The organism is Kitasatospora sp. NPDC001660, assembly GCF_053596725.1.
Genome location: NZ_JBSFGU010000017.1, coordinates 17,659 through 31,467 on the forward strand (window position 1 = coordinate 17,659; position 13,809 = coordinate 31,467).

General features: G+C 72.6%; 13 protein-coding genes. All 13 read right to left on the bottom strand.

The features are described 5' to 3' along the window. Positions 1 to 470: 470 nt before the first annotated feature. A complete protein-coding gene (gene cbiE / locus ACWCXH_RS19880; RefSeq protein ID WP_449802738.1) occupies positions 471 to 1,730 on the bottom strand; it encodes a precorrin-6y C5,15-methyltransferase (decarboxylating) subunit CbiE in 1,260 nt (419 codons plus the stop codon). Positions 1,731 to 1,872: 142 nt separating this feature from the next. Then, on the bottom strand, positions 1,873 to 2,508 hold the full coding sequence (locus ACWCXH_RS19885) for a GNAT family N-acetyltransferase (RefSeq protein WP_449802739.1): 636 nt from the start codon (positions 2,506 to 2,508) through the stop codon (positions 1,873 to 1,875). A gap of 212 nt (positions 2,509 to 2,720) precedes the next feature. Beyond that, positions 2,721 to 3,545, bottom strand: a complete 825-nt coding sequence (locus tag ACWCXH_RS19890) for a MetQ/NlpA family ABC transporter substrate-binding protein (RefSeq protein ID WP_449802740.1) — start codon at positions 3,543 to 3,545, stop codon at positions 2,721 to 2,723. Between the two features lie 57 nt (positions 3,546 to 3,602). Then, positions 3,603 to 4,331, bottom strand: coding sequence for a methionine ABC transporter permease (locus ACWCXH_RS19895; RefSeq protein WP_449802741.1), 729 nt, complete (start codon positions 4,329 to 4,331; stop codon positions 3,603 to 3,605). After that, positions 4,328 to 5,353, bottom strand: coding sequence for a methionine ABC transporter ATP-binding protein (locus tag ACWCXH_RS19900; protein WP_449802742.1), 1,026 nt, complete (start codon positions 5,351 to 5,353; stop codon positions 4,328 to 4,330). Before ACWCXH_RS19900 ends, ACWCXH_RS19895 begins: the two co-directional genes overlap by 4 nt. 529 nt (positions 5,354 to 5,882) lie before the next feature. After that, positions 5,883 to 6,386, bottom strand: coding sequence for a GNAT family N-acetyltransferase (locus ACWCXH_RS19905; protein WP_449802743.1), 504 nt, complete (start codon positions 6,384 to 6,386; stop codon positions 5,883 to 5,885). Positions 6,387 to 6,679: 293 nt separating this feature from the next. After that, positions 6,680 to 6,937 (bottom strand): hypothetical protein, encoded by a 258-nt coding sequence (locus ACWCXH_RS19910; RefSeq protein WP_449802744.1) that lies wholly within the window; start codon positions 6,935 to 6,937, stop codon positions 6,680 to 6,682. A 109-nt stretch (positions 6,938 to 7,046) separates the two neighbouring features. Then, positions 7,047 to 8,471, bottom strand: coding sequence for an argininosuccinate lyase (argH, locus tag ACWCXH_RS19915; protein WP_449802745.1), 1,425 nt, complete (start codon positions 8,469 to 8,471; stop codon positions 7,047 to 7,049). Positions 8,472 to 8,522: 51 nt separating this feature from the next. Continuing rightward, positions 8,523 to 9,716 (bottom strand): argininosuccinate synthase, encoded by a 1,194-nt coding sequence (locus tag ACWCXH_RS19920; RefSeq protein ID WP_449802746.1) that lies wholly within the window; start codon positions 9,714 to 9,716, stop codon positions 8,523 to 8,525. A gap of 148 nt (positions 9,717 to 9,864) precedes the next feature. Then, positions 9,865 to 10,413 carry an arginine repressor gene (locus tag ACWCXH_RS19925; protein WP_449802747.1) on the bottom strand — a complete coding sequence of 183 codons (549 nt, stop codon included), beginning with the start codon at positions 10,411 to 10,413 and terminating at the stop codon, positions 9,865 to 9,867. 17 nt (positions 10,414 to 10,430) lie between these two features. Next, complete coding sequence (locus ACWCXH_RS19930; RefSeq protein WP_449802748.1) at positions 10,431 to 11,642, bottom strand: acetylornithine transaminase; 1,212 nt, start codon at positions 11,640 to 11,642, stop codon at positions 10,431 to 10,433. Continuing rightward, positions 11,639 to 12,514 carry an acetylglutamate kinase gene (gene argB, locus ACWCXH_RS19935; RefSeq protein WP_449802852.1) on the bottom strand — a complete coding sequence of 292 codons (876 nt, stop codon included), beginning with the start codon at positions 12,512 to 12,514 and terminating at the stop codon, positions 11,639 to 11,641. Before argB ends, ACWCXH_RS19930 begins: the two co-directional genes overlap by 4 nt. Before the next feature lie 129 nt (positions 12,515 to 12,643). Then, on the bottom strand, positions 12,644 to 13,798 hold the full coding sequence (gene argJ, locus ACWCXH_RS19940; RefSeq protein WP_449802853.1) for a bifunctional glutamate N-acetyltransferase/amino-acid acetyltransferase ArgJ: 1,155 nt from the start codon (positions 13,796 to 13,798) through the stop codon (positions 12,644 to 12,646). Positions 13,799 to 13,809 lie beyond the last annotated feature (11 nt).

The window sequence follows — 13,809 nt, forward strand, 5'->3', positions numbered from 1 at the left end:
GGCGACACGATCACCGACCGCAACGCCCATCCGCACGGGCCGGGCCTGCACCGACCCGCCCCTCAACCACATGCGGCCGCCGCGCCGAGGCGCTGCGGCCAAAGTCCTTCCGGCGCGCTGCGGCACCCCGGCCCGCGCGCCTCCCCTGCGGGGCGGCGCGCCATCTGAAACAACGACAGCCCGGGGCGACCGGCACCACCGCACCGGACCCTACGGCATTCTCCAGGTCCGGCACGCGGCCCGTCGAATCGCCCACACTCCGAACCCGGCCGGGTAGCACCACGTCAAAAAGGTGACAAACCGACCGGATCGGGCAGGTCATCGACCGCTGCCGCCGACCAGGACGCCACACTACCGGCCCGGCGCCGTCACCTCTCGAATCAGTGTCCGGATGCGACCTGGATCACCGCCGACCCCCCTCGGCATCCCGCCGCCATTTTCACCCGGAACACCGGCCGCGCCCCGGGCCTTCACACGATCTGCTCACCCCAGAGCAACAGCGCGCCCGGCCTGCCCGCCCCCAGTGCCACCCCTCCGCCGTCCGCGGCGAGCAGCGGGGTCGACTGCAGCAGCGCGCCGTCCGCCCGGTAGCCGGCCTCGCCGATCGCCCGGCGGAACTCCTCGGCCTCGGCGAACGTGCGGGCCACGGCCACGAACCGTTCGGGCTTGCGGGCCAGCACCGCGCGCACGACGCCGAGGCCGCCCGACTCGACCACCGCCGCGTCCGGCTCCGGCAGTCCGCCCAGCACCTCGGGGCCCTGCCCGTGCACCGTCTCCACCTCGACGCCGTACCGGCGGGCGTTGACGGCGATCCGGGCGCAGGCCGAGCGGGAGGCCTCGACGGCGACGACGGCGGCGCCGAACCGGGCCGCCTCCACGGCGAGGGCGCCGCTGCCCGCGCCGACCGACCAGACCAGGTCTCCCGGACGAGCACCCAGACGGGCCAGCACCAGGGCGCGCGCGTGCGCGGGGAGCGCCTCCGACGCGCCGGGATCGTCCGCCGCGCGCCCGGCGCCCGCGTAGGCGTCGCCGGGGAGCGCCCAGCCGCGGTCCGCGCCGGGGAAGCCGAGCGGGCGCCCCGCGAGCCAGCCGGCCGCCTCGTCCACCGGCCCGGCCGGGACGCCGCCGTTGCCGCCGATGACCAGCACGACGTTGGGATCGCGCCAGGCGTGGTCGGCGATCCGGTCGGAGGTGAGGACGGTGACGTCCTCGTCGGGCGTGCCGAGGGCCTCACAGACGACGAACGTCCGGTGCACCCCGTGCAGCATGAGGGCGAGTTCGCCCGGCCCGGCGCCGGGGGCGGTGAGCACCGCGACCTTGGGGTGGGCCCGGCAGATGTTGGCCGCGCGGCGCAGCCGGCCGCCGTGGGCGCTGACCACCTGGGCGTCCTCCCACGGCATGCCGGCCCGGGCGAAGGCGGCGGCGACGGAGGAGACGGCGGGCAGGACTTCCAGTTCGAGGCCGTACTCGGGGCGGCGCAGGGTGCGGACGACACCGAAGAAGCCCGGGTCGCCCTCGGCGACCACGACGGCGGCACCGCGGTGCTCGGCGATCCTGCGGGCGGCCTGCCGGATGTTGCCGAGCGCGATCCGCTCGGCGGTGGGCGGCACCGGGAGGGCGCCCAGTTGGTAGGGGGCGCCGGCGACCAGGGTCGCCGCGGCGAGGGCCGCGCCGGCGGCCTCGGTCAGCGGCGTGCCGTCCCACCCGATGACCGTGATCCGGTCAGCCATCTGCGGCCGTTCTCCCTCGACTCGGTGCGCCGACAAACCGCGCCGCAGTTCGGCGCCCGACAGAGGCTACCGGGTGTGATCCCTTCGGCGGCGAAATCTCGCACACGTGTGCGTGAAGCCCGGGGGGCGGTTCCGTGGGGAGTCAGTCGCGCAGGACGTAGCGGTGGTCGCCGTGCCGACCGGGTTGCTGCGGCTCGGGGGCCTCCATGTCCTCGGGGAGGAGGCTCCACAGGATGACGTCGCTGCGGCTCTCTTCCACCACCTCCCCGGACTCCCCCCGGACTATCCAGGCACTGCGCAGCACGCCCTCGCTGATGCCGCCGATCTTCTGGGCGACCTGCTGGGCGGCGGTGTTCCCGGCGGCGGTGCGCATCTCCAGGCGCAGGAAGCCGCGGTCCTCGAAGAGCCACTGGGCGACGCCGAGGACGGCCTCCGGCGCGTAGCCCTCGCCACGTGCCCAGGCGGCGGTGACGTAGGCGATCTCGGTGGTGCGCAGCCGCCAGTCGGTGCCGCGCAGCTCGACCAGGCCGACCAGGCGCTGGGTGAGGTGCTCGGTGACCGCGAAGACGATGCCGCGCCCGGCGGCCCGGTGGGCGGGGGCGACGTTGCGGGCGAGGTCGGCCGCGTACTCCTCGGTGAAGGGGTGCGGCAGGTCGGTCCAGGCGAGGACGAGGTCGTCGGCCATCATCGTGGCGAGACCGGGCGCGTCGTCCTCCGAAAGCGGCCGCAGCAGCAGCCTTTCGGTGCTGATGGCGGTCTCGGGGAAGCTCGCTGCCATGCCGTCTCTCCTCGCCGGGTCGTGAACACAACACCGTACGCCTCCGGCGCACCCCGGGTACCACGCGGTGCGCCGCCCGCACGACGGTACGTCAGAACGCCTCCGGCCCGGGGCGCCCCTCGTGCATACTGCCCGACCGGGCCCCCGCCGAGGTGCGGCGGGGGCCCGGTCGGACGTCACGGGTGTGCAGGTGTGCGGGGTGGGACGGACGGTCAGAAGGCCGGGATGACCGAGCCCTTGAAGGTGTCGTCGATGTACTTCTTGACCTCGTCGGAGTGCAGCAGCTCGGCGAGCTTCTTGACCCGCGGGTCGTTCTCCTTGCCCTTCTTGACGGCGAGGATGTTGGCGTACGGGTTGCCCTCGGCCTTCTCCAGGACGAGCGCGTCGGTGGCCGGCTTCAGCCCGGAGTCGAGCGCGTAGTTGCCGTTGATGACGGCGGCGTCGAGGTCGGCGACGGAGCGGGGCAGCTGGGCGGCCTCCAGCTCCTTCCACTTGAGGTTCTTCGGGTTGCCGGTCACGTCGGCCGGGGTGGCGGTGGTGGTGACGCCGTCCTTGAGCGTGATGAGCTTGTTGTCGGCCAGCAGCTTGAGGGCGCGCCCCTCGTTGGTGGCATCGTTCGGCAGGCCGATGGTGGCGCCGTCCGGCAGGTCGGCGATCGACTTGACCTTCTTGGAGTAGACGCCCAGCGGCTCCAGGTGCACGGGCTCGACCGGGACGATGTCGGTTCCGTGCTTCTTGTCGAAGTCCTCCAGGTACGGGACGTGCTGGAAGTAGTTGGCGTCGGCCGAGCCGTCCTGCACCGCGGTGTTGGGGGTCACGTAGTCGGTGACCTCCTTGATGTCGAGCTTCAGACCCGCCTTGTCCGCGAGGTTGTCCTTGACGAACTTGAGGATCTGGCCGTGCGGGGTGGGGCTGGCGATGACGGTCAGCGGCGCGTTCGGGTCCGAGGACGACGAACCGGAGCTGCCGCACGCGGCCAGCGAGAGGGCGAGGCCCGCGGTGGCGATGACGCTGGTGAACTTCAGGGCGTTGCGCACGAAAAGTGCCTTTCTGCGTGGTGCGGGGAGCCGCGGCCGGAGTCGGACGCGGGAGGTCTAGGAGGCGACGAGGTCCTCGTCGCGGGCCGCCGGGGCGCCGCGGAGCAGCCGGGTCCGGCCGCCGGAGCGGCCGCGGTCGGCGAGGCTGCGGACGGCGAAGTCGCCGATCAGCTGGACGGCGGTGACGAGGATCACCAGCTCGGCGACGATGACCCACATGAAGGCCGTCTCGAAGCGCTGGTAGCCGTAGTTGACGGCCAGGGTGCCGAGGCCGCCGCCGCCGACCGTGCCGGCCATCGCCGAGTAGCCGATCAGCGTGATGACCGTGGTGGTCACCGAGGCGGCCAGGCCCGGCAGCGCCTCGGGCAGCAGGGTCTTGCGGACGATCGTCCAGGTGCCGGCGCCCATCGCCTGGACGGCCTCGACCAGGCCGCGGTCGACCTCGCGGACGGAGGTCTCGACCAGGCGCGCGAAGAACGGGATGGCGCCGATCGTGAGCGGCACGGTCGCCGCCTGCCAGCCGATGGAGGTGCCGACCAGCCAGCGGGTGAAGGAGATCAGGGCGATCATCAGGATGATGAACGGCACCGAGCGGGCGATGTTCACGACGGAGCCGATGGCCTTGCTGACGGCCCGGTTGGCCAGCAGACCGCCCTTGTCGGTCAGCACCAGCAGGACGCCCAGCGGCAGGCCGATCAGCACCGTGAACAGCGCGGAGAGGCCGACCATCTGGAAGGTCTCCTGCGTGGCCGGCCCCATCAGGGCCTGCATCTGGTCCCAGGTCATGCCACCGCTCCGTCCGCCGCGCCGAGTACGTCCACCTGCAGGCCCTGCTCGCGCAGGTAGCCGATCGGCACCACGTTGTCCTGGTGGCCGCCGGGCAGCTCGACCCGCATGCGGCCGACCATCCGGCCGGCGATGGTCTCCACCGCGGCGCCCAGGATGTTGATGTCGATCTGGTAGGTGCGGGCGAGCTGGGAGACGAACGGCTGGGCCGAGGTGTCGCCCTGGAAGGTGATCTCCAGCACGGTCGAACCGGGGTGGCCGGTGCCGGACTCGCCGAGCGGGAACAGCTCGCGGGCCAGCTCGGAGCCGGGCCTGGCGAGCAGGTCGGTCAGCTCGCCCGACTCGACCACCCGGCCGCCGCGCATCAGGGCGGCGGAGTCGCAGACGGACTTGATGACGTCCATCTCGTGGGTGATCAGCAGGACCGTCAGGCCGAGCTGCCGGTTGAGGTCGCGCAGCAGCTTGAGGATCGAGCGGGTGGTCTCCGGGTCGAGCGCCGAGGTGGCCTCGTCCGAGAGCAGCACCTTCGGGTCGCCGGCCAGAGCGCGGGCGATGCCGACGCGCTGCTTCTGGCCGCCCGAGAGCTGATTGGGGTAGCTGCGGGCCAAGGCGGCGAGGCCGACCAGGTCGAGCAGTTCGGCGGCCTTGCGGCGGCGCTCGGCGCGGTCGAGACCGATGATCTCCAGCGGGAGCTCGACGTTCTGCTGCACCGTCCGCGAGGACAGCAGGTTGAAGTGCTGGAAGACCATGCCGATCCGGCGCCGCGCCTCGCGCAGCTCCCGTCCGGCCCGGTTCTCGCCGCCGGACAGCGCGGTCAGCTCGACCCCGTCCACGGTGACGGTGCCGGAGGTCGGGCGCTCCAGCATGTTCACGCAGCGGATGAGGGTGGACTTGCCGGCGCCGCTGGTGCCGACGACTCCGTAGACCTCGCCCGGCCGGACGTGCAGGTCGACACCGGCGAGGGCGGTCACCTCGCGGCCTCGGGAGCGGTAGACCTTCGTGAGGTCCGTGGTGGTGATCACAACTGCTTCCGTGGGTCAGGGGCGGGCGACGTGTCGACCGCCCGACCGGGTTGCGGTCGGCGGCGTCCACGGCGCTTCGCCAGGGGGATCCGGACCTGCCACCCCCTTGACCGTGGCCGCTGGACGGCCGGGCCGCGCGACGGCGTGGCCCCTACGAGTCATCGGCAGCCGCGGGTGTGCGGGCATGCGGACGGAAGGGGGTGCGACAGGCTGGGCGCGCTCACACGGACGGGAGCGGGGCGCCGGGGTCTCGCTTCGGGGCGCGAGGAGTGGGGACGGTGGCCCTCAGCAGTGACACATTCGACGGCACATGGAACGCTCACCTGCCGGCAGGGTGCCGGTGGGGGTCCAATTCGTCGTCGCAGTCATGTGAGCCAGTAAATCAGATGGGCTGTTCGCGGCCCAATTATGTGGATGCACTGTCCATAATGCGGACACTCGCGACCTTGACCTGCGAAAATGTGACTCGGCGCCGCCTCCGGGGTGTCCGGATCGTGGCGGCGCCGAGTCAGCGGGGCAGCGGGGAGGCTCAGGCGGTCGCGGCGAGCGGGGCCGCGACGGGCTTCTCCAGGTGCACGAAGCTCAGGCGGCCGCTGACCTGCTCGACGCGGGTCTGCCGGTAGCCCTGGCGGGCGTACAGGCGCAGGTTGCCGAGGCTGCGGTGGCCGGTGAACAGGTGGTAGGCGGTGACGGGGCTCCCGCCCTCGGCGAGGCGGCGCTCCAGGGCGTCCAGGAGGCGGCCGCCCAGGCCGTGCCGCTGCATCCGGGGGTGGACGACGAGGCGCGCTATCCGGCCGATGCCGTCGCCGTCGACGCGGCCGCGGACGGTGCCGACGACCTCGTCACCGAGGCGGGCGACCAGGACGTGCTGCTCGGACAGTTCGGCGCGCAGGCTCGCCAGAGTCTGCGTGAGGGGCTCGATCGCCCAGTCGCCGTACAGCTCGGCCTCGGCCTGGTAGCCGAGGTACTGGAGCTTGAGGATCTGCTCCGCGTCCTCGGCGTCCGCCGCCGAGATGATCACGCTCATGCCCATGTGCCGGGGCCTCCCCATCGTCGTGCGCGGCGCGCAGAGGGTGACGCGCTCACGCTCAGTATCCGAGCGGTCGCGGCACCGTCAAGAGCTAGGTTCGCCAGCGCTCTACCCGTGCGTCAGCTTCTCTCAACCTTTTGGAGGCCCGACGTGGCGAGGGTCACGCGGGTGAAGGCCGGGGGATCGGAGGCCCGCGTGAGAGTGAGGGGAGGGGCGGCGAAGGCCCGACGTGGCGGGGTCACGCGGGTGGGGGAGGCCCGGGCGGGGGTGGGTGTGGGGAGGGTCACCCGGCGGGGTCACGGGTAGCGCTCGGTGCGGAGGAGGGCGCGGAGGCAGGCGAGGCAGCGGGAGCGGGTGGGGCCGATGGAGCCGCGGGGCATGCCGAGGCGTTCGGAGAGTTCGCGGTAGGTCGGGGGCGGGTCCTCGGCAAGGGCGGCGACCAGCTGGGGGCAGCGGCCGGGCAGGGCGGCCACCGCGTCGCGGACCACGCGGCGGCGGCGCTCGGCGAGGAACTGGTCCTCGGCGGAGGGGACGGTCGGCAGGATGGGACACACGCCGTGCTTGACCCGGCCCGGCCGGGGCCGGTTACGCCCCGCCGGTCGCGCGTACGGGACAGGGGCGCGACGGTCCGCCCGCCACGCCCCTCCCCCGCTGCACCAGAAGTCAGCCCTGGACCCAGTCCTGCTGGGCGGCCAGGTCGGCCTTGACCTCGGCCAGCTGCACGGCCACCGCGGACGGCGCCGTGCCGCCGCGCCCGCTGCGGGCCGCGATGGCGCCGTGCACGCTGAGGACCGACCGGACCTCGGGCGTCAGGTGCTCGGAGATCGAAGCGAACTGCTCGTCCGTCAGGTCCGACAGCTCGATGCCCTGCGCCTCGCAGACCTTGACGCAGGCGCCGGCCACCTCGTGCGCGACCCGGAACGGCACACCCTGCTTGACCAGCCACTCGGCGATGTCGGTGGCGAGCGAGAAGCCGGCCGGCGCCAGCTCCTCCAGCCGCTCCCGGTGCACGGTGAGGGTGGCCATCATCCCGGTGAACGCGGGCAGCAGCACCTCCAGCGTGTCGCAGGAGTCGAAGACCGGCTCCTTGTCCTCCTGGAGGTCCCGGTTGTAGGCGAGCGGCAGCGCCTTGAGGGTGGCCAGCAGGCCGGTCAGGTTGCCGATCAGTCGGCCGGACTTGCCACGGGCGAGCTCGGCGATGTCCGGGTTCTTCTTCTGCGGCATGATCGAGGAACCGGTGGAGAAGGCGTCGTGCAGCGTGATGAAGCCGAACTCCTTGGTGTTCCAGATGATCACCTCCTCCGCGATCCGGGAGAGGTTGATGCCGATCATCGCGGTCACGAACGCGAACTCGGCGACGAAGTCGCGCGAGGCCGTGCCGTCGATGGAGTTGGCGACCGAGCCGCCCTCGAAGCCGAGGTCGGCGGCGACGGCCTGCGGGTCCAGGCCGAGCGAGGAGCCGGCCAGCGCCCCGGAGCCGTACGGCGAGACGGCCGTGCGGGCGTCCCACTGGCGCAGCCGCTCGGCGTCCCGGCCGAGGGCCTGCACGTGCGCGAGGACGTGGTGGGCGAAGAGGACGGGCTGGGCGTGCTGGAGGTGCGTGCGACCCGGCATCGCGGTGTCGGGGTGCGCCTCGGCCAGCTTGACCAGGGCGTGCTGGAGGTCCAGGAGCAGCCCGCCGATGGTCTTCGCGTGGTCCCGCAGGTACATCCGGAACAGCGTGGCGATCTGGTCGTTGCGGGAGCGGCCGGCCCGCAGCTTGCCGCCGAGTCCGGCGCCGAGCCGCTCCAGCAGGCCGCGTTCCAGGGCGGTGTGGACGTCCTCGTCGGCGACGGTGCCGGTGAAGGTGCCGGCCTCGACGTCGGCGAGCAGCTGGTCCAGCCCGGCCAGCATGGCGGCGAGCTCGTCGCCGCTGAGCAGGCCGGCCTTGTGCAGGACCCGGGCGTGGGCCTTGGAGCCGGCGATGTCGTAGGGCGCGAGGCGCCAGTCGAAGTGGACCGAGGCGGAGAGCTTGGCCAGGGCCTCGGACGGGCCGTCGGCGAAGCGCGCGCCCCAGAGGCGGACGTCGGCGTTCTGGTCGGCGGTCATCGCGTGGGCTCCTTACGGGGGACGGGTGTTGGGGGACTCTAGCGGGGCGGGTCAGGCGAGGTCGCGGCGGGCGGCGAGCTTCGAGGACATTCCGAAGATCTCGATGAAGCCCTTGGACATCGACTGGTCGAAGGTGTCGCCGGTGTCATAGGTGGCGAGGTTGAAGTCGTACAGCGACCGGTCGGACCTGCGGCCGTCGACGACGGCCCGGCCGCCGTGCAGGACCATCCGGATGTCGCCGGAGACGTACCGGCTGGCCTCGTCGACGAAGCCGTCCAGCGCGCGCTTGAGCGGGGAGAACCAGAGGCCGTCGTAGACGAGTTCGGCCCAGCGCTGCTCCACCTGCCGCTTGTAGCGGGCGAGTTCGCGCTCGACGGTGACGTTCTCCAGGGCCTGGTGGGCGGTGATCAGGGCGATCGCGCCGGGGGCCTCGTAGATCTCCCGGGACTTGATGCCGACCAGCCGGTCCTCGACCATGTCCAGCCGGCCGACGCCCTGGGCGCCCGCCCGCCGGTTCAGCTCCTCGACGGCCTCCAGGACGGTGACCTTGCGGCCGTCGATCGCGACCGGGACGCCGGCCTCGAAGGTGATGACGACCTCGTCGGCCTCGCGCGGGGTGGCCGGGTTCTGCGTGTACTCGTAGACGTCCTCGATCGGGGCGTTCCAGATGTCCTCCAGGAAGCCGGTCTCGACGGCCCGGCCGAAGACGTTCTGGTCGATCGAGTACGGCGACTTCTTCGTGGTGGCGATCGGCAGGCCCTTGGCCTCGGCGAAGGCGATGGCCTTGTCCCGGGTCATCGCGTAGTCGCGGACCGGGGCGATGCACTTCAGGCCGGGGGCCAGGGAGTTGATGCCGACCTCGAAGCGGACCTGGTCGTTGCCCTTGCCCGTGCAGCCGTGGGCGACGGTGGTGGCGCCGTGCTTCTTCGCGGCGGCGGCCAGGTGCTTGACGATGACCGGCCGGGAGAGTGCGGAGACCAGCGGGTACTGGCCCTGGTAGAGCGCGTTGGCCTTGATGGCCGGCAGGCAGTACTCGTCGGCGAACTCGTCGCGGGCGTCCGCGACCTCGGCCTCGACGGCGCCGCAGTCCAGCGCGCGCTGACGGATGACGTCGAGGTCCTCGCCGCCCTGGCCGACGTCGACGGCGACGGCGATGACCTCCGCGCCGGTCTCCTCGGCGATCCAGCCGATGCAGACGGACGTGTCCAGTCCACCCGAGTAGGCGAGTATGACGCGCTCGGTCACGGCTTTCTCCTCTCAACTCCGCGTTCGGGGCCGTACAGGTTTGCGGCGATGGGCATAAGTATGCACTATGCCGTATGAAACGCAAAACCCCGGCCGGTGGAGTCCACCGGCCGGGGCCCGGGGGTCGTTCGTCGCGGGGTCGTGCGCGCTACTGCGCCTTGGCCTGGGCGAGTTGCATGAGGTGGTCGGCGAGCGCCTGCCCGCCGGACGGGTCCCGGCTGATCAGCAGGACGGTGTCGTCGCCCGCGATGGTGCCGATGATCTCGAACACCTCCGCCTGGTCGATCGCCGAGGCGAGGAACTGCGCGGCCCCCGGCGGGGTGCGCAGGACGACGAGGTTGCCGGAGGCGGTGGCGGAGACCATGAGCTCGCCGGCCAGACGGGCCATCCGGCCCTCGCTGGCCGACTCCCCCATCGGCGCGCGCGGCGTGCGGTCGCCGCCCTCGGCCGGGACGGCGTAGATCAGCGCGCCGTCCCGGTTGCGGATCTTGACCGCGCCCAGCTCGTCCAGGTCCCGGGAGAGGGTGGCCTGGGTCACCACGAGTCCGTCGTCGGCGAGCAGCTTGGCGAGCTGGCTCTGCGAGCGCACGGGCTGGCGGGTGAGCAGGTCCACGATCCGCCGGTGGCGCGCGGTGCGGGTCTGCGGCACCTGCGGCGACGGGCCGGCGGCGGACTGGCCGGAGCTGGAAGCGGTCATGTGATTATTCTCCCGGACTACCGTCGGCTCGCATCGCCCGGGGCGCCCTCGCGCACCGCCTTCAGGATGCCCGGCAGGGCCGCGAGGAAGGCGTCCGCCTCCTGCTCGGTCAGCACCAGCGGCGGAACGAGCCGGACGGCGTCCGGGACGGCGGCGTTGACCAGGAAGCCTGCCTCCTGCGCGACGGCCTGGACCTGCGCCGAGACGGGCTCGGTGAGCACGATGCCGAGCAGCAGACCGGCGCCGCGCACGTGCGACACCAGCGGGTCGCCGAGCGCCTCGACGCCGCTGCGCAGCCGCTCGCCGACCTTGCGGACGTGCTCCAGCAGGCCCTGCGACTCGATGGTGTCGAGCACCGCGAGCCCGGCCGCCGCGGCCACCGGGTTGCCGCCGAAGGTGGTGCCGTGCTGGCCCGGGGTGAGCAGCTCGGCCGCCGGCCCGAAGGCGAGCACCGCGCCCATCGGCAGGCCGCCGCCCAGCGCCTTGGCGAGGGTGACGACGTCCGGCTCGACGCCCTCGACGGCCTGGTGGGCGAACCAGTGCCCGGTGCGGCCGACGCCGGTCTGGATCTCGTCCAGGACCAGCAGGGTGCCGGTGGCGCGGGTGATCTCGCGGGCGGCGAGCAGGTAGCCCTCGGGCAGCGGGATCGCGCCGTTCTCGCCCTGGATCGGCTCCAGGAAGACGGCGGCGGTCCCGGTGGTGACGGCCGCCCGCAGCGCCTCGACGTCGCCGAACGGGACGTGGGTGACGTCGCCGGGCAGCGGGCGGAACGGGTCCTGCTTGGCGGGCTGGCCGGTGAGGGCCAGGGCGCCCATCGTCCGGCCGTGGAAGCCGCCTTCGAGGGCGACCAGGTGGGTGCGGCCGGTGCGGCGGCTGATCTTGAACGCGGCCTCGTTGGCCTCGGCGCCGGAGTTGCAGAAGAACACCCGGCCGCCCTCCCGGCCGTCCAGCTTCAGCAGCCGCTCGGCGAGGGCGATGGTGGGCTCGGCCATGAAGAGGTTGGAGACGTGGCCGAGGGTGGCGATCTGCCGGCTCACGGCCTCGACGACGGCCGGGTGGGCGGTGCCGAGGGCGTTGACGGCGATGCCGCCGAGCAGGTCGGTGTACTCCTTGCCGTCCGCGTCCCACAGCTTGGCGCCCTCGCCGCGGACCAGCGGGATGCGCGGGGTGCCGTAGTTGTCGGTGAAGGCGTGCTGCCACCGCTCGGCGAGCTGCTCGTTGTGCGTCATGCCAGTCCCCCGGTCACGGTCGGTTCGTCGTCCGGCACGACCATCGTGCCGATGCCCTCGTCGGTGAAGATCTCCAGCAGGAGGCTGTGCGGCACCCGGCCGTCCAGGACCCTGGCGGTGCCCACGCCGGAGCGGACGGCGCGCAGGCAGCCCTCCATCTTGGGGAGCATGCCGCTGGCCAGGCCGGGCAGCAGCGCCTCCAGCTCGCTCGCGCCGAGCTGGCTGATCACGTCGTCGGAGTCGGGCCAGTCCTTGTAGAGACCCTCGACGTCGGTGAGGACGACCAGCATCTCGGCGCCGAGCGCGACCGCGAGGGCGGACGCGGCGGTGTCGGCGTTGATGTTGTAGACGTGGCCGTCGGTGCCGCGGGCGATCGAGGAGATCACCGGGATGCGGCCGTCGGCGATCAGCGCCTTCACGGCGCCGGCCTCGATGTTGACGATGTCGCCGACCAGGCCGATGTCGACCTGCTCGCCCTCCACCACCGCGTAGCGCTTGACGGCGGTCATGGTGTGGGCGTCCTCGCCGGTCATGCCGACGGCGAACGGGCCGTGCGCGTTGAGCAGGCCGACCAGCTCGCGCTGCACCTGCCCGGCGAGCACCATCCGGACCACGTCCATGGTCTCGGGGGTGGTGACGCGCAGGCCGTTGGTGAAGCTGGACTCCAGGCCAAGCTTGTCCAGCTGGGCACTGATCTGCGGGCCGCCGCCGTGCACGACGACGGGGTGCAGTCCGGCGTAGCGGAGGAAGACGACGTCCTGGGCGAAGGCCGCCTTGAGGCCGTCGTCGACCATGGCGTTGCCGCCGAACTTGATCACGACGGTCTTGCCGTGGAAGCGCTCCAGCCACGGCAGCGCCTCGATCAGCGTCATGGCCTTCGGCAACGCGGTGTTGTTGCGGGCCTGTTCGCCCTTGGGTGCGATCTGCACGGATTTCCCTCGTCGGAACGGATGTCGCGGATCAGGATGCGGACCAGGATGTCGCGGACGAAGTGACGCCGATCAGGTCGAGTAGGCGCTGTTCTCGTGAACGTAGTCGGCCGTCAGGTCGTTGGTCCACAGCGAGGCGCTCGCCGTCCCGGCGTTGAGGTCCGCGGTGATGACGACCTCGCGGCCGGTCATGTCGACGAGGTCACGGTCCTCCCCCACGCTGCCGCCCCGGCACACCCAAACGCCGTTGATGGCGACGTCCAGCCGGTCGGGGTCGAAGGTGGCGGTGGTCGTGCCGATCGCGGCCAGCACCCGGCCCCAGTTGGGGTCCTCGCCGTGGATGGCGCACTTGAGCAGGTTGTTGCGGCTGATCATGCGGGCGACGTCGACGGCCTCGTCCTCGGTGGCGGCACCGGTGACGTCGATCCGGATGTCCTTGCTCGCGCCCTCGGCGTCGGCGATCAGCTGGCGGGCGAGGTCGGCGCTGACGGTGCGGACGGCCTCGGCGAACTCGGCCTCGTCCGGGGTGACGCCGCTGGCGCCGGAGGCGAGCAGCAGGACGGTGTCGTTGGTCGACATGCAGCCGTCGGAGTCGATCCGGTCGAAGGTGGTGCGGGTCGCGCCGCGCAGGGCGGCGTCGAGGGCGCCGCTGTCGAGGGCGGCGTCGGTGGTGAGGACGACCAGCATGGTGGCGAGGCTCGGGGCGAGCATGCCCGCGCCCTTGGCCATGCCGCCGATCGTCCAGCCGGCCGGGCTGGTGACCTGGGCGGTCTTGTGGACGGTGTCGGTGGTCTTGATGGCGATCGCGGCGGCCTCGCCGCCGGTCGCGCTGAGCTCCCGGGCGGCCAGGGCGACGCCGGGCAGCAGCACGTCCATGGGCAGCCGCTGGCCGATCAGGCCGGTGGAGGCGACGGCGATCTCGGCCGCGTTCAGCTTCAGCTCCTCGGCCGCCTTCTCGGCGGTGGCGTGGGTGTCCTGGAAGCCGAGCGGGCCGGTGCAGGCGTTGGCGCCACCGGAGTTGAGGACGACGGCGCAGACCTGGCCGCCCTTGAGGACCTGCTCCGACCAGAGGACGGGCGCGGCCTTGACCCGGTTGGCGGTGAAGACACCGGCAGCGGCGAGCGAGGGGCCGTCGTTGACCACCAGGGCGAGGTCCGGGGTGCCGGAGGCCTTGATGCCGGCGGTGACCCCGGCGGCGCGAAAGCCCTTGGCCGCCGTCACCCCCACGTTGGTGCTGC